This is a genomic window from Pseudomonas sp. LBUM1662 (assembly GCF_059695915.1).
Genome location: NZ_CP166793.1, coordinates 3,831,986 through 3,851,482, shown reverse-complemented (window position 1 = coordinate 3,851,482; position 19,497 = coordinate 3,831,986). Strand labels below are relative to the sequence as shown.

At 58.7% G+C, this 19,497-nt stretch carries 17 protein-coding genes and 1 pseudogene; 10 read left to right on the top strand and 8 right to left on the bottom strand.

Going from position 1 to position 19,497, the window contains the following annotated elements:
• Positions 1-115 precede the first annotated feature (115 nt).
• On the bottom strand, positions 116-397 hold the full coding sequence (locus ACA049_RS17215; RefSeq protein ID WP_497328493.1) for a helix-turn-helix domain-containing protein: 282 nt from the start codon (positions 395-397) through the stop codon (positions 116-118).
• Between the two features lie 480 nt (positions 398-877).
• Here ACA049_RS17215 and ACA049_RS17210 point away from each other — a divergent pair, with 480 nt between their 5' ends.
• Positions 878-1,579, top strand: coding sequence for a hypothetical protein (locus ACA049_RS17210; RefSeq protein WP_497328492.1), 702 nt, complete (start codon positions 878-880; stop codon positions 1,577-1,579).
• A gap of 177 nt (positions 1,580-1,756) precedes the next feature.
• Here the strand turns inward: ACA049_RS17210 and ACA049_RS17205 are convergent, their stop codons facing one another.
• The 6 genes from ACA049_RS17205 to ACA049_RS17180 form a co-directional block, all read right to left on the bottom strand.
• The gene (locus ACA049_RS17205; protein WP_497328491.1) at positions 1,757-1,966 is read right to left on the bottom strand and encodes a hypothetical protein; all 210 of its coding nucleotides are present in this window, start codon (positions 1,964-1,966) and stop codon (positions 1,757-1,759) included.
• Between the two features lie 66 nt (positions 1,967-2,032).
• Entirely contained in the window at positions 2,033-2,530 is a 498-nt protein-coding gene (locus ACA049_RS17200; protein WP_497336891.1) for an HAD domain-containing protein, read from the bottom strand.
• A 152-nt stretch (positions 2,531-2,682) separates the two neighbouring features.
• A complete protein-coding gene (locus ACA049_RS17195) occupies positions 2,683-3,111 on the bottom strand; it encodes a TetR family transcriptional regulator (RefSeq protein ID WP_497328490.1) in 429 nt (142 codons plus the stop codon).
• Positions 3,108-5,006: a site-specific integrase gene (locus ACA049_RS17190; protein WP_497328489.1), complete on the bottom strand. Its 1,899-nt coding sequence runs from the start codon at positions 5,004-5,006 to the stop codon at positions 3,108-3,110. Before ACA049_RS17190 ends, ACA049_RS17195 begins: the two co-directional genes overlap by 4 nt.
• Positions 5,003-6,679, bottom strand: coding sequence for a hypothetical protein (locus tag ACA049_RS17185; RefSeq protein WP_497328488.1), 1,677 nt, complete (start codon positions 6,677-6,679; stop codon positions 5,003-5,005). Before ACA049_RS17185 ends, ACA049_RS17190 begins: the two co-directional genes overlap by 4 nt.
• The gene (locus tag ACA049_RS17180; protein WP_497328487.1) at positions 6,679-7,827 is read right to left on the bottom strand and encodes a tyrosine-type recombinase/integrase; all 1,149 of its coding nucleotides are present in this window, start codon (positions 7,825-7,827) and stop codon (positions 6,679-6,681) included. Before ACA049_RS17180 ends, ACA049_RS17185 begins: the two co-directional genes overlap by 1 nt.
• Before the next feature lie 144 nt (positions 7,828-7,971).
• Between ACA049_RS17180 and ACA049_RS17175 the strand changes: the two are divergent.
• From ACA049_RS17175 to ACA049_RS17135, 9 genes and pseudogenes are all read left to right on the top strand, one after another.
• Positions 7,972-8,319: pseudogene (locus tag ACA049_RS17175) on the top strand (quinoprotein relay system zinc metallohydrolase 1); the annotation flags it as partial.
• 274 nt (positions 8,320-8,593) lie between these two features.
• Positions 8,594-10,372 (top strand): PQQ-dependent methanol/ethanol family dehydrogenase, encoded by a 1,779-nt coding sequence (locus ACA049_RS17170; RefSeq protein ID WP_497328486.1) that lies wholly within the window; start codon positions 8,594-8,596, stop codon positions 10,370-10,372.
• Between the two features lie 280 nt (positions 10,373-10,652).
• Entirely contained in the window at positions 10,653-12,173 is a 1,521-nt protein-coding gene (gene exaC / locus ACA049_RS17165) for an acetaldehyde dehydrogenase ExaC (RefSeq protein ID WP_497328485.1), read from the top strand.
• Positions 12,174-12,429: 256 nt separating this feature from the next.
• On the top strand, positions 12,430-12,501 hold the full coding sequence (gene pqqA / locus ACA049_RS17160; RefSeq protein ID WP_010455123.1) for a pyrroloquinoline quinone precursor peptide PqqA: 72 nt from the start codon (positions 12,430-12,432) through the stop codon (positions 12,499-12,501).
• Between the two features lie 53 nt (positions 12,502-12,554).
• Positions 12,555-13,469, top strand: coding sequence for a pyrroloquinoline quinone biosynthesis protein PqqB (pqqB, locus tag ACA049_RS17155; RefSeq protein WP_497328484.1), 915 nt, complete (start codon positions 12,555-12,557; stop codon positions 13,467-13,469).
• Between the two features lie 139 nt (positions 13,470-13,608).
• The gene (gene pqqC / locus ACA049_RS17150; RefSeq protein WP_497328483.1) at positions 13,609-14,361 is read left to right on the top strand and encodes a pyrroloquinoline-quinone synthase PqqC; all 753 of its coding nucleotides are present in this window, start codon (positions 13,609-13,611) and stop codon (positions 14,359-14,361) included.
• Positions 14,358-15,491, top strand: a complete 1,134-nt coding sequence (pqqE, locus tag ACA049_RS17145) for a pyrroloquinoline quinone biosynthesis protein PqqE (protein ID WP_010455116.1) — start codon at positions 14,358-14,360, stop codon at positions 15,489-15,491. Before pqqC ends, pqqE begins: the two co-directional genes overlap by 4 nt.
• Before the next feature lie 243 nt (positions 15,492-15,734).
• Positions 15,735-16,898 carry an alcohol dehydrogenase-like regulatory protein ErcA gene (gene ercA / locus ACA049_RS17140; protein ID WP_461954414.1) on the top strand — a complete coding sequence of 388 codons (1,164 nt, stop codon included), beginning with the start codon at positions 15,735-15,737 and terminating at the stop codon, positions 16,896-16,898.
• Positions 16,882-18,609 carry a PAS domain-containing hybrid sensor histidine kinase/response regulator gene (locus ACA049_RS17135; protein WP_497328482.1) on the top strand — a complete coding sequence of 576 codons (1,728 nt, stop codon included), beginning with the start codon at positions 16,882-16,884 and terminating at the stop codon, positions 18,607-18,609. Before ercA ends, ACA049_RS17135 begins: the two co-directional genes overlap by 17 nt.
• On the opposite strand, the gene ACA049_RS17130 is transcribed toward ACA049_RS17135, so the two are convergent.
• Positions 18,594-19,478 (bottom strand): aldose 1-epimerase, encoded by an 885-nt coding sequence (locus ACA049_RS17130; RefSeq protein ID WP_497328481.1) that lies wholly within the window; start codon positions 19,476-19,478, stop codon positions 18,594-18,596. The two genes, ACA049_RS17135 and ACA049_RS17130, sit on opposite strands and share 16 nt — an antisense overlap.
• Positions 19,479-19,497: the final 19 nt, after the last annotated feature.

The following is a 19,497-nucleotide window of genomic DNA, read 5'->3' as shown; positions in this document are numbered from 1 at the left end:
GGCGGTGACTACCAGGGTAACGGTTGAACGATTGGGATGATCTTTACTGCGGCATCCAATAAATGTCCCGGAGGAAAACCAGCCGAATATAGCGGCTCCGAGTAACTGAGATCAGCTAGAGCCCTATTTCGGCCAGCTCATTTCGGATCCTTTCAAACAACTGGTCCTTGTCGGCATCCTCATTTGATGTGAGGTAGCCAGCAACAATTATGCTTATCGGATGAACTCCGAGAACATCTGACATCTGCTCGATTTTGTCTAGCGACGCACTGCCTCTTCCTGCTTCAAGGTTGCTTATGTAGGGTTGGCTCGGACCTAAGCTTTCCTGCGAAATGTCTCTCTTGAGTCGATATGACTTGATGGAGGTGCCAATGGCCCGCTTGAGTTCCAATCGCATGAATACTTCTCGCAAAAGGAACGATAAGGCCGGTCAAAGCATTTTTGTTCTATACTGCGCACAGTATAAATCGGCTTCTCTGCCTAATTTTTCTTCTGAGAGGAGGTGCATCTTCAAGCAACTGGAATCGGCTGTTGCCATCCACCTTTTCGAATTTTCGTTAAACAGATCATCAATCCGCCACTGCGAAAGGCCACGTTTGCCTGGCATTTCGTTCTTTGTAGGATGTTCATTGTGAGCGTTGATAAGACCTTCGGTGCACTGGAGGGTGAGGGTCAACCAAATTGAGAGGGAGACTTTACTGACGCCCGGCCACAGTCAAAAGCCGATGAGTTTCCTGAGTTACGGCACATTTACCTCTCTCTTGCAGGGCTTCGACAAAAAACTTCCCTCTGTTTGGGCGTTTGTCGCGTCGACAGTGGCTGTAAAGGGAGCAAGACAAGCGGACGCAGGCATTGTGTTAGCGAGATTGATACGTCTATGAAAACGAATTCACCACGGTTACCCGCTTGCATCGAGTTGCCAGAGCGCGTGTTGCTTGCAGGCGGAGCGCTTTTTGTCCGCCTGCGAACACTCGATGAGCTGGATGAATTTTGGTTTAAGTATCGGGAAAAATTTGCCTTCGCCTGTGAGGGAAAACTCTCCGATCAGCCTACTTTTTTACACGAGTACGAATGGGTATTTGGCTCGACAAAGACGGCAGTAGTGCGCACGGTTTTACGCTGGGGTCAGTCCGGCATCGACTGCGAATTTTATGATTGGGCCAATAGTGATCCTCAAATGCATGAAATGTTTTTTTTGGATCGCGATGCAGACCGCGATTCCATGATTCAAAAGGGCATTTGGTCAGAAATGGATGAGACGAATTTTCGCGCCGATTCGGTTCGTCGATCTGCTGCGACATATCGTGGATGGTGGCGCTTTTGCAATTTGCCCAGTGGGTACAGTTCTAGCCAGTGGCTGAGTGGTGGCCAGGGCCATGAGGAGTTGATCGATCCTCGCATGCCCTATGAAGAGGTTGCGACCACCCTCCTAGAGCAAACGTTCGATGAGTGGCGACAATCCGATTTTGGGGAACTCGAATCGCATAATGTTGAGAGCGTCGACGAGCTTATCCAGTACTGGAAGAATGAGCGCGCGAAAGGAGAGGGTTATTATGGTGAGGAGAACCAGGTCCCTTGAGAGCTGTAACCGAGATAAACTTCACGTGTTGATGCGCTTTTGAATCCTTTGAGCATCACCGCGTCGGTCAAAGAAGTCGACAGCGTGGAAGTGCGGCAAGCTTTTGACCGTTCCTAAGGCGCTTTCAAATTTTGAGCCTTACTTATCTACGCGCCAAACCTAAAAAGTAAGACCTCTTCAATCGTCTGACACGAGATCTTTATACCTTTTGGGTCTCGGAATGGGGCGAGTGCCGCGTAGAGCAGCTTTGACGAACTCGGCTGCCAGTTCAAGACTATCTTTGTCCGCAGCATTTACAGCGTCTACCAGCCTGTCTCTAGCCCGCCGCTTGGCGCTCATGAATTCTTCGACGCTGTATTTATCTGAAAGCTTACGTTCATTGTTCATGAGACAACTTGCTCGTTCAACAAGCATTTCAACAAATGTCGGAGTAAGGCTCTGCTGAGGTTTTAGTCATGAACACATTTCCCTGAGGCGGCTTTTCAGCTCGTTTTGGGTGAAAGAGGAGCCAAGGCCTAATTCTGGGTTGCACGCTACCAAGTGTCTTGATGAACTCTCCGCCCATCCTTGTCCATCATCGTCCAGTGCAATCCACTTCTGCAGTTGTGAGCGGGCAGCGTACCGGCAAATTTGATTGTATCTTGTGCTCTCATCCCATTGTGTTTCATCCACCCAGGTTTTAGCCATTGAGCTGTGCCAAGTGGCGCCAATGACCCGATCCTGCAGTTCTCGAGGCAGAAAGCGAGCAGCTCTTTTGTGGCCTAGGTGCCTAACCCAACTGGTGCTCAATACAATCGAGACCATTGGGAACTCGTCGAGTATCTGTACAAGAATCGGCGCCCACATGAATAGCGCACCTTTAACCTTCAGTATTGGCCCCTGACGTCCCAAATAGACGGCGTCTGGATGAAGCACACCGTCAAAATCGAGGAACAGAATATGCGTATTCATCTGCACGGGGTTGCTCCATTCTCAATGTGATCACCTGTGGGTTGCTGATGACATTCTGGCCTCACTGCGGATTTTGGCTGATCTCATACCGACAAGCGTGACGTGTTGTAACTGAGCGTTGTGAGGATTTTCTTGGGTAGGGTAGGGCTTAACTAAACATGCGAATTCCTCGAAGCCAGTTCAACCACTTTACGGTCGCTCATCTTAGCCTTGAGCATGCGGTTCTCGTCCAATATCACCTCATTGACTGATGCGAGATGGGCTACCTTCGCTCGCAGTTCCTCGATCTCCTGACGGTAGCCTGCGCACTTCTTGCGCTCGGCAATCAAGTTCTGGTGCTTCACATCTCGCATGGCACGACTGGAGCGCCCCTGTGCCTCGCGAATAGCCTCGGCGATGCGTGGATAGTAGTTATGAATCAATGCTGTCGATACGGCCGCCTCGCGTGCGACTGCGGCGATAGTTACTTTGGTTTCCCCGGTGCGAGAACGGCCTTTCTGAATACGGTAGAGAGCGAGTTTCAGATCCTTCTGGCGATCCTCCGCAGGCTTGTAGTTGGTCGCCTTGTCCTTGGGTTTCATGCAATTAGAGTCTCCGGGCCCATTCCCAACTGTGCCAGTACGTCACGGCAACGATTCAAGTCGCGCTCAACGCGCTGGCGGCCACCCTCGCCAATGTCATGGCAATGCAGCAGCCCTTTCAGATCATCGTAGAGTCGCTGGTAGATTGCCGCGTGGCGGCGCCCGATCACGGCATTGTTGCAGTTGCCACAGCGGGTACGCTCTAGGGTATTGCCAACGCAACCGTCGTTGTCCGCTGTGCACCAGGCGTGGCCGTTGCTCCGGATTGCAGTGCTGTCAGCGATAGACTTCAGCATTGAAGCGTGATCCTTAAAGATCAGCAGATTCTGGGGTTCACGCTTCCACTGCTGGAGCGTGCGACCATACCCGCCAGCTAAGTGCTCCTCCCCCAGCCAGCTATCAACGACGCCTAGTTTTATATCCTCCAACTCCCCCTGAATATCGTCGTACATCTCAAGGTCCAGATGCTGTCCCCAGCTGTCGTCCATCGCGTAGCCCAAGGTCATGTCCAGCGTCCAGTGCGCGTAATGCTCTTTTAGGTAGCGCAGGTCACCGAAGCGGCTGTGCGCGGCGTAATTGGCGAACTTACGGCGGAACTGGTGGGTGGCCAGATTACGATTCAGCCCGCAATCCTTGGCGAATGCCTTGAGATGTAGGTTACAAGTAGCGACGGAAAGGGTGCGCACCAAGTTGCCCTGGCCACAATCCTCGCTGAGAAAGAGCGAATGTCGATGTTTATGCGCCTCCACGATCTGCGTATCCCGGGGATTGGCGCGGCGCCGGCGCAAGATTTCGGCGGCGATCTTGGCCTGATAGGGTGTGCTCCAACGTTCCATCAGGCGCAGGCTACGCACAGCAATCTCGGGGATCATCCAGTTGTGGATGCCGACATCGGTCTTGTTCGAACGTGAGCGCATCCAGTGGTAAACGGTGCCCTCATCGTCCTCGGTGCGGTGGCAGGATCCGGAACGCAAGTTGGCCAGCTCGTGGTTGCGACAGCCGGAGGTGCTGGCGAGAATGATATAGCAGGCTGTACGCAGATCGAGAAGCGCCCTATTGAATACTCTTAGCCCCCCCTCCCAACCGTGGGTGCCGAGGTGGCGATTCTTCCTCACAACGATTAAAGTTTCTGACAGCCCCTTACTCTGCGCTGCGACTGCATCGAGCGCATCGCGCAGGTCGAGCAGTTGCTGGCCGTGCTCTACCTTTTGAAATGCCCGCTCGAAAAGGATGCAGAACTCATCGTCGGGGATCAACCGCGTTTTGCTGCCCTGCTTGTGTTGGGAGTTAGACCCGGTAAGGCCCGCCATCCCCTTCGCGGAAGTCTCGGACCAAGGATGCAGGGGCATCGGATCGTTGGTGTAGTGGCTCAGTTCATGGAGCGCTTCGACGGCATTGAAACGGTGACGCAGCCCATACTGTGTCAGAGGTTGAGCTTTGGATCTGATAGTCTTGCGGTGCGCCTTGCAGCTGGCCACATAGGTCGTGCAGATCAGGGGCGTCACCGCGCCTAGATGGTCGAGTCCCAGTGCCTCCAGGTGTTGCAAAAATGGCTTAGCGTTTGTGAAAAATATCAGTAATGTGGAGCCTTTAGGTCGACCCAACCCGCTACGCCCACGGCGTAGGTACCGGTAAATGATCGCTTTCAGCACCGTCTGAAATGCCGTCGGTACACTGCGGAAGTCCAGCCGTCTACGACAGACTTGAACGTTGTTGGTGAAGCCGTCGAGTTGCCAGATGTCATCGCTATAGCGGCTGAGGATGATCCATTGCCCATCGAGCAGAGTAGCACTGATGATCAGGTCGTCGCGTTCACATTCTGGGAGCCCGCGCACGTCCCCCGGCTGAGTCGCAAGGGGAGCCCAAGGTAGCGCCGCTAGTGTGTTGTTCCTCATGCAAATACCTGCAGACTGTCGATCAGATCAACCGACCAGAATGGGTGCGGCTCAGTTCGGGCGCGATCACGGGCGGCCTCCACGGCTGTGGCTTTGAAGGTGCCGCGCCGTAGCCCCTCGGCAACGATATAGTGGTCAATCAAGCGGCAGATATGGGCATACTCTCGGTTCCAGCGATGCTTGTCCATTCGCGAGCGTTCGGCCAGCACGCGGAAGTAGAAGCTGAACAGCTTATACAGATCTTCGGCGGTTACCGCGTAGTGCTTGCAGCGCAGGCAGTTCATGAAGTTCATGCAAGTCGCGCCCTCGCGCTTCGGGGCATACTGGCCATTCACCGGGTCGGAGCAGCGGCCCATCGGGGTGTCCCTGTGAGAAGCACCAATCGTCTGAGTCAATAACTCCTGCACCAGTACCTCGCCCATGAATTGCCAGTTGCGTCGGGCATTTTCGCCGGGCGCCAAATAGTTTTGGTCGGTTACCCGAGGGGTATTGCCGAGAGCTGCGGAGGTGGTCGCGAGATCGCCATCGGTCAGCTCGAAGATGCGATTGGCAAAGGTCTTGCGCAGGCGTGAGACGTTAAGACGCAATGGCTCTCCGTTGCTGTCAGTCAGGCCATACTCCGTTACAAGGCGATTTTTCGCCAACTCCAACGTACGTGAGCTTAACGCCGTGATTTGACCGACATTTTGGCCACGATTGCGATATAGCCATACGCGACCTTTGAGGTCCTCCGGGGCCTCTGCATCTAGAGGCTCCGTTTTGGCTATTACATGGCGGATGAGGCGCTCCACGTTGATTCTAACGGTTGGCGTGGACTCTAGAAGGCGCTCGACGTCGGACTCGGCGCGCAACGCCACCTTGCTGAAGTTATAGCCGCGTCGCTTCCACAGCACCAGGAACGAAGTATTGTCCTTAGGATGCGGGCGTAGGCATTCGCGGTCCATTTCCAGCAATGGCGTTTTATTGCATCCGGTGTGCAGCGCCACGACCAGCAGGGCCAAGCCTAGTAGTTCGCTCGTCAAAGGTGTGTCGTCGTCCCAGATCGGTTTGATTGCCTGCCGCAGCGCCGACGTGAACGCTTGTCGCTCGTGCTTTGACAGGGCCGTCTCGCTCTTAGCTTTACGGTTGCTGTTCGGAAAAGGATTTTGCGGGAAGGTGGCCGCATCACCGGAGGCGACCAGAGGGATCAGCCCACGCCGCCCCAAGGCCAGCAGAACGGGCTTGGTGTGCGCGTACAGAGCCTTCTGAGTGGTAGTTGCCCCGCCCAGTCCGGCGAGATGCCCGAGATAGCCGTCTATAAGGTCCCGGTTCACGTCGGTTAGTGCCAAGTAGTGCTTAAAAGCCGTTGCCCGCAGCACGCAGTATTCGAGGAAATTGCGTAGCCCACCGTAGCAGTAGCAAGACACGGTGGTGGCCGTCACGGCGCCCTCCTGGCCGGCGAGAAAGCGCTCGACCTGGCGCTGGCAGGCATAGGTGATGGGGTCGATGCCAGCGTCGTACCAGCGGGCAAAGTCGAAGCTACGCCTACTTGATGTGTCCCGTCCGAGCTTGACTATGGTGTTCGTCGGAGGGATGGCCTCGGGCAAAGTGATTACATTACCTGCCGCGTCGTGATAGTGCTCGACTTGCGGGATATCGAGGTCGGTTTTGGCGAACACTTTGCGCTTGCCCATCAGACCACCCCCGCCAGTGCGTTCAATTCATCGTCATAGGCCAGCACCGCTTCGTCCGCCATTTCGTTGACAAGATGGAGGTATACCATGGTTGTCTGAATCGAACTGTGGCCGAGTTGCCGTTGAACGAACACCAAAGGATCTAGTCCGCTCGCGGGGTTACGCTGAAGGCTGACCAAGGTTTGGGTGGCATAGGTATGCCGGAGCATGTGCGTATGAACCTTGACTCCAGCCCGCTTGCCCGTTTCGCTAACGATCCGGTTTAGGCTCTTGCCATCGTCGCAATAGGGTTCCCCGGACTGGTTGAGGAACAACGCCTTTTTTGAGGTCTTGCTCAGTGAGGCACGTTCGCCGCGCACCTTCGTCACATAGCGATAGAGTTCGGCCATGAACTTGCGGCTGACGTAAATATCTCGCGACTTGCTGCCTTTGGACACCATACCGCTGCCGTCGAACGGGTCGAGGCGGATGCGGAGATTGCGTTCGGTTCGTGCCGCCTTGTCCGGGTCGATAACATAGGCCACCGGAAAAGCGGCGATTTCCTCGCGGCGCAACCCAGTATGCAGTGCCAGACGCATCATCATCCGGTGATGGGGGTTCTGCACTACGGCCAAGAGCGACTTGATCTCGGCTATACTCAGGAACTTGGGCAGGGCCTTTTGGCTACGCGGCATTACATCGTATGCCATAGCCTTACCGCCACTGGCATCGACATGCGCAAGGAAGCCTAGTTCACGCCTCACGGTGCGTTCTTCATAGGCGAAGGGCAGGCGTTTCACCCAACCCTCCTTCAGCGCGTATTCGTAGAACTTGCAGATGTAAGTCAGGCGTTGGCGAGTAGTGCTTGGTGCCAGTTTGCACGTCTCTAGGCAATAGTCCCGATAGGCCGCCACAAGGCTCTTTGGCTCGCCATGATCAACATCGCGCCATTCCATTTCATGAGCCTGGAGAAAGCTAAAGAAGTCGTAAAGGGCGCGTCCAGTACTGGGCCAGGACCGCTTAGAACCAATGACCCCGCGAAGCAGGTAATGACGCAAGAACTGATTGGCCGGGATGCAACTCTCCATCGAATCCCAAAGCAGAATGGGAAACCCCGGATAGGGTTGCCCAGCGATCACCAATTCCTCAGTAGCCCACACAAGCTCCATCTGCCTTCCTCTGCATTAATCAGAAATCCAATCCCGTTGTCTGCTTCGACAGCAGTAAAGTCATCAAGCGTCTTTTAAACGATGCCTGGCTTCTAAGGGTTTTTTCTAATATGGCAGATATCTAACGCTTTCCAAGTACCGGATCAACGGGCGCTGACCACGCCCAACAGCCCGGGACTGTCAGTGTGGCTGGCGGACATCGCCACCCTTCAGGGCTTGCCGTGGACGCTGATCGTGCCCGGCCATGGGCCGGTGGCTACGGACCCGAAACCGTTCGAGCAAATGCGCGATTACCTCGGCTGGCTCGATCAGCTGATGCGTGAGGGTGCGGCCACTGGCAGCGACATGAGCGAGATGATCCGCAGTCCCATTCCCGAGCGATTTGCCGCGATCAGCCTGAGTCGTTACGAGCTGATCCGCAGCGTCAGCCATCTGTATCCGCGCTACGAACGCGTGCAAATGACTCGAGTCGATTCCACCGCCCACAAATGACCCACACAGATCTCCTGTGGGAGCGGGCTTGCTCGCGAAGAGGGCCTTACATTCAACACATGTATTGCCTGATACACCGCCTTCGCGAGCAAGCCCGCTCCCACAAGGGGCCGGTGTCGACCGACATATCCGGTGTTCGTTTAATCCGACCCGGTACTAAGGAACTAGCAATCTCAACACTGCGGGCAATTGTTCCAAAGGCCACGGCGCCGAAGAATCTGCACCAGACCGGGAAAATTTCCCGGGTATAACAAAAACCGCAGAGGTAGCCGTCATGACCCACCCCGCACGTCGCCAACCCTTCGTCCTAAGCGTGCTGCTCAGTGCCATGCTGTTGTCCGGCACCGCGCTGGCCGGCGTCACCGACCAGGACATTCTCCAGGACCCCAAGAACCCGGAGCAGATCGTCACCAATGGTCTGGGCGTCCAGGGTCAGCGCTACAGCCCGCTGGACACGCTCAACGTCAACAACGTGAAGGACTTGCGGCCGGTCTGGGCATTTTCCTTCGGCGGGGAGAAACAGCGCGGTCAGCAAGCACAGCCGATGATCAAGGACGGCGTGATGTACATGACCGGTTCCTACTCGCGGGTGTTTGCGGTGGATGCTCGCACCGGCAAGAAGCTCTGGCAATACGATGCGCGCCTGCCCGATGACATCCGTCCGTGCTGCGACGTGATCAACCGTGGCGTCGCGCTGTACGGCGACCTGGTGTTCTTCGGCACCCTCGACGCCAAGCTCGTGGCCCTGAACAAGGACACCGGCAAAGTGGTCTGGAGCAAGAAAGTTGCCGACCACAAGGAAGGCTATTCGATCAGCGCCGCGCCATTGGTCATCAACGGCAAACTGATCACCGGTGTGGCCGGTGGCGAGTTCGGCGTGGTCGGCAAGATCGAAGCCTACGACCCGAAAAACGGCGACCTGCTGTGGACCCGACCTACCGTCGAAGGCCACATGGGTTACACCTACAAGGACGGCAAAGCGGTAGAGAACGGCATCTCCGGCGGTGAAGCCGGCAAGACCTGGCCAGGCGATTTGTGGAAAACCGGCGGCGCGGCCCCTTGGCTCGGCGGTTACTACGACCCGGAAACCAATCTGTTGCTGTTCGGCACCGGCAACCCGGCACCGTGGAACTCGCACCTGCGTCCTGGCGACAACCTCTACTCGTCATCGCGTCTGGCGCTCAACCCGGACGACGGCACCATCAAGTGGCACTTTCAGAGCACGCCGCACGACGGTTGGGACTATGACGGCGTGAACGAGCTGGTGTCGTTCAACTACACCGAAGGCGGCAAAGAGATCAAAGCTGCCGCGACCGCTGACCGTAACGGTTTCTTCTATGTGCTCGACCGCACCAACGGCAAGTTCATCCGTGGCTTCCCGTTCGTGGACAAGATCACCTGGGCCACCGGCCTCGATAAAGAGGGCCGGCCGATCTACAACGAAGCCAGCCGTCCAGGCGCGCCCGGCACCGAAGCCAAGGGCGGTTCGGTGTTCGTAGCGCCGGCGTTCCTCGGTGCGAAAAACTGGATGCCGATGGCCTACAACAAGGACACCGGGCTGTTCTATGTGCCGTCCAACGAGTGGGGCATGGACATCTGGAACGAAGGCATCGCCTACAAGAAAGGAGCGGCGTTCCTCGGCGCCGGTTTCACCATCAAGCCGTTGAACGAAGACTACATCGGCGTGTTGCGTGCGATCGATCCGAAGACCGGCAAGGAAGTCTGGCGCCACAAGAACTTCGCGCCGCTGTGGGGCGGGGTGCTGACCACCAAGGGCAACCTGGTGTTCACCGGCACACCGGAAGGTTTCCTCCAGGCCTTCAACGCCAAGACCGGCGAGAAAGTCTGGGAATTCCAGACCGGCTCCGGCGTCCTCGGCTCGCCTGTGACCTGGGAAATGGACGGCGAGCAGTACGTCTCGGTGCTGTCCGGTTGGGGCGGCGCTGTGCCGCTGTGGGGCGGCGAAGTGGCCAAGCGCATCAAGGACTTCAACCAGGGCGGCATGCTCTGGACCTTCAAGTTGCCCAAAGACCTTGTTGTGGCCAAGCACTAACCCCGTATCCACCGCATAACCCCTGTGGGAGCGGGCTTGCTCGCGAAAGCGGCGGCACATCCAACATTGATGTGACTGACACACCGCTTTCGCGAGCAAGTCGAATCGTCGCACCGCCGCTCCCACAGGGGGAGATTTGCCACAGGTAGATGTGGGCAAATCTACTACCAAATAACGAGAGTCCCCCTGCCAACGGCGCATTCGTCTGGCGCGCGGGGCTCTCTACTATCGGTTCATCGCCTGTTTGCCCGACAGGCATCGACCCAGACAGAGGCCCACCATGATCTACGCACAACCCGGAACACCTGGCGCCGTCGTTTCCTTCAAACCGCGCTACGGCAATTTCATCGGCGGCGAGTTCGTCCCGCCGGTCAATGGCGAGTACTTCACCAACTCTTCGCCCGTCACCGGTGAAGTGATCGCCGAATTCCCGCGCTCAAGCGCCGCCGACATCGAAAAAGCCCTCGACGCCGCCCATGCCGCGGCGGATGCCTGGGGCAAGACCTCGGCTCAGGACCGCTCGTTGGTGCTGCTGAAAATCGCCGACCGCATCGAACAGAACCTGGAAATCCTCGCCGTCACCGAAACCTGGGACAACGGCAAGGCCGTGCGCGAAACCCTGAACGCCGACGTGCCGCTGGCCGCCGACCATTTCCGCTATTTCGCCGGTTGCATCCGCGCTCAAGAGGGCGGCGCCGCCGAGATCAACGAGCTGACCACCGCCTATCACTTCCACGAGCCATTGGGCGTGGTCGGGCAGATCATTCCGTGGAACTTCCCGCTGCTGATGGCGGCGTGGAAACTTGCGCCAGCCCTCGCTGCCGGCAACTGCGTGGTGCTCAAACCCGCCGAGCAGACGCCGCTGTCGATCATGGTCTTCGCCGAACTGATCGCCGACCTGCTGCCACCCGGCGTGCTGAACATCGTCCAGGGTTTCGGCCGCGAAGCCGGTGAGGCGCTGGCCACCAGCAAGCGCATCGCCAAGATTGCCTTCACCGGTTCCACCCCGATTGGCGCGCACATCATGAAATGCGCCGCCGAGAACATCATTCCAAGCACCGTCGAGCTGGGCGGCAAGTCGCCGAACATCTTCTTCGAAGACATCATGCAAGCCGAGCCGCAGTTCATCGAGAAAGCCGCTGAAGGCCTGGTGCTGGCGTTCTTCAACCAGGGCGAAGTCTGCACCTGTCCATCGCGAGCGCTGGTGCAGGAGTCGATCTACGACGACTTCATGAAAGTGGTGATGCAGAAGATCGTCAAGATCAAGCGCGGCAACCCGCTGGACACCGAAACCATGGTCGGCGCCCAGGCGTCCGAGCAGCAATACGACAAGATCCTCTCGTACCTGAAAATTGCTCAGGAGGAGGGCGCTGAGCTGCTCACCGGCGGCGCGGCCGAACGCCTTGAGGGCGACTTGTCGACGGGTTATTACATCCAGCCGACCCTGCTCAAGGGCCACAACAAAATGCGCGTGTTCCAGGAAGAAATCTTCGGCCCGGTGGTGGGTATCACCACGTTCAAGGACGAAGCCGAAGCCCTGGCCATCGCCAACGACAGCGAGTTCGGCCTCGGCGCCGGCCTGTGGACCCGTGACATCAACCGCGCCTACCGCATGGGCCGGGCGATCAAGGCCGGGCGTGTCTGGACCAACTGCTACCACCTGTACCCGGCGCATGCTGCGTTCGGTGGCTACAAGAAATCCGGTGTCGGCCGTGAAAACCACAAGATGATGCTCGACCATTATCAGCAAACGAAAAACCTGCTGGTGAGCTACGACATCAACCCGATGGGGTTCTTCTGATCTAGTAAGCACCACACAACCCCCTGTGGGAGCGGGCTTGCTCGCGAAAGCGGTCTGTCAGTCAACCAATGTGTTGAATGTGATGCCGCCTTCGCGAGCAAGCCCGCTCCCACATTGGTTTTGTGTGTTTCTGAAGAACGTCGCACCCCCTACCAACGCACGCCCCCACCTCGTTCCAAAGTAGCATTCGATCACTCGGCGCCCCGTGCATTAATGGCTTTACCGGAATTGCCCGGCACAAGAAGAGGATTGACCCATGTGGAATAAACCCGCGTTTACCGATCTGCGCATTGGTTTTGAAGTGACGATGTATTTCGCCAACCGTTGATTGTCCACCCGGCCAACCGTGGCGTTGGCCGGGTCTGCCTTCTGGAGCCTCCCATGCACATCCGCGTTCTCGGTTCCGCCGCTGGTGGCGGTTTTCCGCAATGGAACTGCAACTGCCGCCAATGCGCCGGGATGCGCAATGGCAGCTTGCGGGCGCAACGGCGCACGCAGTCGTCGATTGCCCTGAGCGACAACGGTGTGGAGTGGGTACTGTGCAATGCGTCACCGGACATTCGCGCGCAGCTTGAAAGTTTCCCGGCGCTGCAACCGGCCCGACGCCTGCGCGATACCGCGATTGCCGGCATTGTCCTGCTGGACAGCCAGATCGACCATTGCACCGGTCTGTTGAGCCTGCGCGAAGGTTGTCCGCATTCGGTCTGGTGTACGGAACGCGTTCATCAAGACCTGAGCAGCGGCTTTCCCCTGTTCCCCATGCTTGAACACTGGAACGGCGGGTTGCAGTGGCAACCGGTCGGGCTGGACCGTGAACCGTTCAGCATCGCGGCTTGCGAACACCTGCAGTTTCGCGCGATTCCCTTGGTGAGCAATGCACCGCCGTACTCGCCCGATCGCGGCAATCCGCAACCGGGCGACACCATTGGTTTGTTTATCGAAGACCTGCGCAGCGGCGCCAGCGTGTTCTATGCCCCGGGCCTCGGGCAAATCGACGACGAAGTCCTGAGCTGGATGCAGCGTGCCGATTGCCTGCTGCTGGACGGCACCTTGTGGCGCGACGACGAGATGCGCGTGTGCGAAGTCGGCCAGAGCCTGGGCAGTGAAATGGGGCATCTGCCGCAAAGCGGTCCTGGCGGGATGCTTGAGCTGCTGGAGGGGTTCAGTCGCCAGCGCAAGGTGCTGATCCACATTAACAACACCAACCCGATCCTCGATGAAGACTCGGCGGAGCGGGCGTTGCTGGAGCGGCGGGGGATTGAGGTCGCCTTTGATGGCATGAGTCTTGTGCTGTAGCTCATGGCCCCTTCGCGGGCAAGCCTCGCTCCTACAAGGTTTCGCCGTACGCAGGAGTGGCAAACGACACAAAACCTGTAGGAGCGAGGCTTGCCCGCGAAGGCGTCAGACGTAACACCGCGAAATCCGGAGAACCGCAATGACCGACACCCCGATGTCCCCCAGCGAATTCGAGCAAGCCCTGCGCGCCAAAGGCGCCTACTACCACATCCACCACCCGTTCCACCAAGCCATGTACGCCGGCCGCGCCACCCGCGAGCAGATTCAGGGCTGGGTCGCCAACCGCTTCTACTACCAAGTCAACATCCCGTTGAAAGACGCTGCGATCCTCGCCAACTGCCCCGACCGCGACGTGCGCCGTGAATGGCTGCAACGCATCCTCGACCATGACGGCGTCCCCGGCAGTGAGGGCGGCATCGAAGCGTGGCTGCGGCTGGGCGAAGCGGTGGGACTGGACCGTGAGCAAATCCTCTCCCAGGAATTGTTGCTGCCTGGCGTACGTTTCGCCGTGGACGCCTACGTCAATTTCGCCCGTCGCGCCTGTTGGCAGGAAGCGGCCAGCAGTTCGCTCACCGAGCTGTTCGCGCCGCAGATCCACCAGTCACGTCTCGACGCCTGGCCCACCCATTACCCGTGGATCGACCCGGCCGGTTACGACTACTTCCGCACGCGCCTCGGCCAGGCGCGGCGCGATGTCGAGCATGGTTTGCGCATCACCCTGACGCACTACGTCACGGTCGAAGGCCAGAAACGCATGCTGGAAATTTTGCAGTTCAAGCTCGACGTGCTGTGGAGCATGCTCGACGCAATGAGCATGGCCTATGAACTGGGACGGCCGCCGTATCACACCGTGACCACGGAAAATGTCTGGCACCGGGGGATCGCCCTGTGAACCTGATCGAACAGCCGCCCGGTCCTCCATTGTGGTTACTGGCGGAGCTGACGTATCGCTGCCCGCTGCAATGCCCGTATTGCTCCAACCCGCTGGATTTCGCCCAGCAGGGCGAGGAACTCAGCACCGAAGAATGGATTCGCGTGTTCCGCGAAGCCCGGGAGATGGGCGCCGCGCAGCTGGGCTTTTCCGGCGGTGAGCCGTTGGTGCGCCAGGACCTGGCCGAACTGATCAAAGCCGCGCGGGACATGGGTTACTACACCAATCTCATCACCTCAGGCATCGGCCTGACCGAGCAAAAAGTCCGCGACTTCAAGGTCGCCGGGCTGGACCACATTCAGATCAGCTTTCAGGCCGCCGACGAGCAGGTCAACAACATGCTCGCCGGATCGCGCAAGGCCTTCGCACAGAAACTCGCGATGGCCCGGGCGGTGAAAGCCCAGGGTTACCCGATGGTGCTGAACTTCGTCACCCACCGGCACAACATCGACCAGATCGCGCAGATCATCGACCTGTGTCTGGAACTGGAGGCGGACTTCGTCGAACTCGCCACCTGTCAGTTTTACGGCTGGGCCGAGCTCAACCGCGTCGGCCTGCTCCCAACCCGCGAACAATTGCAGCGCGCCGAACGCATCACCAACGAATACCGTGAACGCCTTGAGGCCCAGGGTCATCCCTGCAAACTGATCTTCGTCACCCCGGATTACTACGAAGAGCGCCCCAAGACCTGCATGAACGGTTGGGCCAACCTGTTTCTCGACATCACCCCGGACGGCACGGCGTTGCCTTGTCACAGCGCGCGGCAGTTGCCGGTGGAGTTTCCCAACGTGCGCGAACACAGCGTTTCGCACATCTGGACCGAGTCGTTTGGCTTCAACCGCTTTCGTGGCGATGACTGGATGAAAGAGCCGTGCCGCTCCTGCGATGAAAAGCACAAGGACCTGGGCGGATGCCGCTGCCAGGCGTTCATGCTCACCGGCGATGCCGAGAATGCCGACCCGGTGTGCAGCAAGTCGGCGCACCACGGGGTGATCCTCAAGGCTCGCGATGAAGCGGATGCGCCGGGGCAGGGGATGGAGCACCTGACGTTGCGCAATGAGAAGGCTTCGCGGCTGATCTATCGCGGCTGAATCCAGGACGACACAAATCCCTGTGGGAGCGGCGGTGCGACGATTCGACTTGCTCGCGAAGGCGGTGTGTCAGGCAATAGAGATGTCGAATGTGCCGACGCCTTCGCGAGCAAGCCCGCTCCCACAGGGGGGCTGCGGTGAATACAAAATCCTCGTGTGAGCGGCATCCATTGGTCTGATTGCATTCGCGGGGGGATGGGTTAGTGTGGTTCTACCTTCAAAACAATAAAAACAGGCTTTCCAATGAGCCAGAGTCTCAGCCAGCTGCGTAAATTCGTTTCGCCTGAAATCATCTTCGGTGCCGGTTGCCGGCACAACGTCGGCAACTGCGCCAAGACCTTTGGTGCCCGCAAGGTATTGGTGGTCAGCGATCCCGGTGTGATTGCCGCCGGTTGGGTGGCCGATGTCGAAGCCAGCCTGCAAGCCCAGGGCATCGATTACTTTCTCTATAGCGACGTTTCGCCCAACCCGCGGGTCGAGGAAGTCATGCTCGGCGCCGAGCTGTACAAGGAAAACCATTGCGATGTGATCGTCGCGGTTGGCGGTGGCAGCCCGATGGATTGCGGCAAAGGCATTGGCATCGTCGTCGCCCACGGCCGCAACATCCTTGAGTTCGAAGGCGTCGACACCATCCGCGTGCCCAGCCCTCCGTTGATCCTGATTCCGACCACTGCCGGCACCTCGGCGGACGTCTCGCAATTCGTGATCATTTCCAACCAGCAAGAACGCATGAAGTTCTCCATCGTCAGCAAAGCCGTGGTGCCGGACGTGTCGTTGATCGACCCGGAAACCACCCTGAGCATGGATCCGTTCCTGTCGGCCTGTACCGGCATCGATGCGCTGGTGCATGCCATCGAAGCCTTCGTCTCCACCGGCCACGGACCGCTGACCGACCCGCATGCGCTGGAAGCCATGCGCCTGATCAACGGCAACCTGGTGCAGATGATCGCCAACCCGACCGACATCGCCCTGCGTGAGAAGATCATGCTCGGCAGTATGCAGGCCGGTCTGGCGTTCTCTAACGCGATCCTCGGCGCGGTGCACGCGATGTCCCACAGCCTCGGCGGGTTCCTCGATTTGCCCCATGGCTTGTGCAACGCGGTACTGGTGGAACACGTGGTGGCGTTCAACTACAGCTCGGCGCCGGATCGCTTCAAGGTGATCGCCGAGACTTTCGGCATCGATTGCCGTGGCCTCAATCACCGGCAGATCTGCGGGCGTCTGGTCGAACACCTGATCGCCCTGAAACATGCGATCGGCTTCCATGAAACCCTCGGTTTACATGGGGTCAGCACCGCGGACATTCCGTTCCTGTCGCAACACGCCATGCACGACCCGTGCATCCTCACCAATCCGCGCGAATCCAGTCAGCGTGATGTCGAGGTCGTCTATGGCGAAGCCCTCTGACGAGCAGCAACGCGCGCTCGCCGGGCTACTGGGATTAGGCAGCCACTCGGCGCGCAAGAGCCATTACCCGGAACTCGCCGCGCGGCTGGACGAGCTGGAAGCCGAGCGCAATCGCTATAAATGGCTGTTCGAAAACGCCGTGCACGGGATCTTCCAGGCCAGCCTCATGGAAGGCATGCGTGCCGCCAACCCGGCGCTGGCGCGGATGCTGGGCTATCAGGACCCGCAAGAGGTGTTGTTTTCGCTGGCCGACCTGGCAAGCAACCTGTTTGTCGGCGGCGCTCAAGAGCTGGAGAACATCCGTGAAATGCTCCAGCGCGAGCGCAGCCTGCATGGATATGAAACCCAGTTGCGGCGCAAGGACGGCACCAGCCTCCATGTGCTGATGAACCTGCTGCTCAAACCCGATCAGGACGGGCTGGTGGAGGGTTTTGTCGCCGACATCACCGAACGCAAATTCGCCCAGGATCGTCTGCAACAACTCAATGACGAACTTGAACAGCGGGTCACCGCGCGCACCGATGAACTGCTGGAAGCCAACCGTAACCTGCAACAGCAGATCACCCAGCGTAAACAGATCGCCGAAGCCCTGCGTGACGCCCGGGACGCCGCCGAGGCCGCCAACCGCAGTAAGGACAAATACCTCGCCGCCGCCAGTCATGACTTGCTGCAACCACTCAACGCCGCGCGTTTGCTGATCTCGACGTTGCGCGAGCGCAAGTTGCCGGAAGTCGAGCAGGTGCTGGTGGAACGAACCCACCAGGCTTTGGAAGGCGCTGAAGATTTGCTCACTGATTTGCTGGATATTTCCCGGCTCGATCAGGCTGCTGTAAAACCGGACGTCGCGCTGTACCGTCTCGACGAATTGCTCGCGCCGCTGGTCTCGGAGTTCCAGTCGGTGGCCGAGGCCGCCGGGTTGAACCTGCGGGTGCACATGGGCGATTACGCCATTCATACCGACTTGCGCCTGATGACGCGGATCCTGCGCAACTTCCTCAGCAATGCCTGCCGTTATACCGATGAAGGCGCCATTCTGCTGGGGGCGAGGCGCCGTGGCGACATGCTACGCCTGCAAGTGTGGGACACCGGGCGCGGGATCGCGGCGGATCGGCTGGATTCGATTTTCCTGGAGTTCAATCAACTGGATGTCGGGCGCGCCGCTGATCGCAAGGGCGTGGGGCTGGGCCTGGCCATCGTTGAGCGGATCGCCAAGATCCTCAATTACCGGATCCAGGTTCACTCGCGGCCGGGGCGCGGTTCGGTGTTCAGCATCGACGTGCCGATTTCCCATGAGGTTCCGCTGCCGATCAGCCTGGCCGTGCCACAGCCGGGCGCGGGCAATCCGTTGCCGGGCCGGCGCCTGCTGGTGCTGGACAACGAAGTGAGCATTCTGGAGAGCATGAGCGCGCTGCTCGGGCAGTGGGGTTGCGAGGTGGTCATCGCCACGGATGAACACTCAGCGCTGGCCGCTTTGAAGGGGCGGGCGCCGGAACTGATTCTGGCGGATTACCACCTCGATCACGGCATCGTCGGCTGTGATGTGGTGCGGCATTTGCGCGAGCATTTCCGTCAGGCGATTCCAGCGGTGATCATCACCGCCGACCGCACCGACCAGTGCCGGCGTTCGTTGCAGCGACTCGACGCGCCGCTGCTGAACAAACCGGTGAAACCGGGCAAGTTGCGTGCGGTGTTGAGTCAGATGCTGGGCTGATCCAGCGGGCGATAGTGCAGGCTGAAACCGAGTTCGACGGATTGACCTTGTTCGAGCAAGCGCAACCCCGGACGGCCGGGCAAGTGGTGGGCATTGACCGGGTGGCTGACCGGTTCGATGCAGAAGAACCCCAAACCCACCGGGCAATAGAGCAGGTAGTAATCGCTGCCGGTGGCCTGGCACTCCAGTTCATAACCGAGTTCGGGTTGCTGGATCAGGCAATGACCGTCCCATTCGCAGAAACCGTTGTCGACCAGTGTGTCGGGCAGCCCTTTGAGTTGCTGAAAGTCCCACTCGGCAGGCAGTGCCATCCGTTCGGTGGGCAGTTTCGATCCATCGCATAACCAGGCTTTTTCCGCTTTGGCCTGTAGCCGGGTGTTGGCGGTGCGCGGAAAGTACGGATGCAATCCGAGCCCATGCCACGCGGGGTGTTTGGCCAGGTGGGTGACGTGCAAATCGATACTCAATCGGCCCTCGCTCAAATGAAACCGCTGCCGGGCGCGATAGGCGAAGGGGGCAGCGCTGTTGAGTTGCAGAATGACTTCGTCATGGGTCTGCGACACCACCTGCCACGGTTGTTGCCAGGCGCTGCCGTGAATCGGCAGTGGGTCGGTGAGGCTGTTGGGCGTCAAGGCGAGCCAGCCATCGGGGCAGTCGAAACCTCCTCGGGCGATGCGGTTCGACCACGGAACCAGGGGATAGCAACCGAGTTTGCCCGGCAGGCCGCTGTTCAGCGCGTGGGTGTCGTTATGGCGCAGCAGCGGTTGCCCGGTGCTGCGAACGGTCCAGTTGACGAGGCTGCCACCGAGTTCGGGGGCGAGGGTGAGGTGGGTGAGATCGTCTGTGAGTTCTAGAATGTTTGGTGTCATGCTGACCCGCGATATAAAG

What these genes read in the sequence shown, in the direction of transcription:
- ACA049_RS17215 (WP_497328493.1), bottom strand. Translation starts at nt 397, where the DNA reads ATGCGATTGGAACTCAAGCGGGCCATTGGCACCTCCATCAAGTCATAT.
- ACA049_RS17210 (WP_497328492.1), top strand. Translation starts at nt 878, where the DNA reads ATGAAAACGAATTCACCACGGTTACCCGCTTGCATCGAGTTGCCAGAG.
- ACA049_RS17205 (WP_497328491.1), bottom strand. Translation starts at nt 1,966, where the DNA reads ATGAACAATGAACGTAAGCTTTCAGATAAATACAGCGTCGAAGAATTC.
- ACA049_RS17200 (WP_497336891.1), bottom strand. Translation starts at nt 2,530, where the DNA reads ATGAATACGCATATTCTGTTCCTCGATTTTGACGGTGTGCTTCATCCA.
- ACA049_RS17195 (WP_497328490.1), bottom strand. Translation starts at nt 3,111, where the DNA reads ATGAAACCCAAGGACAAGGCGACCAACTACAAGCCTGCGGAGGATCGC.
- ACA049_RS17190 (WP_497328489.1), bottom strand. Translation starts at nt 5,006, where the DNA reads ATGAGGAACAACACACTAGCGGCGCTACCTTGGGCTCCCCTTGCGACT.
- ACA049_RS17185 (WP_497328488.1), bottom strand. Translation starts at nt 6,679, where the DNA reads ATGGGCAAGCGCAAAGTGTTCGCCAAAACCGACCTCGATATCCCGCAA.
- ACA049_RS17180 (WP_497328487.1), bottom strand. Translation starts at nt 7,827, where the DNA reads ATGGAGCTTGTGTGGGCTACTGAGGAATTGGTGATCGCTGGGCAACCC.
- ACA049_RS17170 (WP_497328486.1), top strand. Translation starts at nt 8,594, where the DNA reads ATGACCCACCCCGCACGTCGCCAACCCTTCGTCCTAAGCGTGCTGCTC.
- exaC (WP_497328485.1), top strand. Translation starts at nt 10,653, where the DNA reads ATGATCTACGCACAACCCGGAACACCTGGCGCCGTCGTTTCCTTCAAA.
- pqqB (WP_497328484.1), top strand. Translation starts at nt 12,555, where the DNA reads ATGCACATCCGCGTTCTCGGTTCCGCCGCTGGTGGCGGTTTTCCGCAA.
- pqqC (WP_497328483.1), top strand. Translation starts at nt 13,609, where the DNA reads ATGACCGACACCCCGATGTCCCCCAGCGAATTCGAGCAAGCCCTGCGC.
- ercA (WP_461954414.1), top strand. Translation starts at nt 15,735, where the DNA reads ATGAGCCAGAGTCTCAGCCAGCTGCGTAAATTCGTTTCGCCTGAAATC.
- ACA049_RS17135 (WP_497328482.1), top strand. Translation starts at nt 16,882, where the DNA reads ATGGCGAAGCCCTCTGACGAGCAGCAACGCGCGCTCGCCGGGCTACTG.
- ACA049_RS17130 (WP_497328481.1), bottom strand. Translation starts at nt 19,478, where the DNA reads ATGACACCAAACATTCTAGAACTCACAGACGATCTCACCCACCTCACC.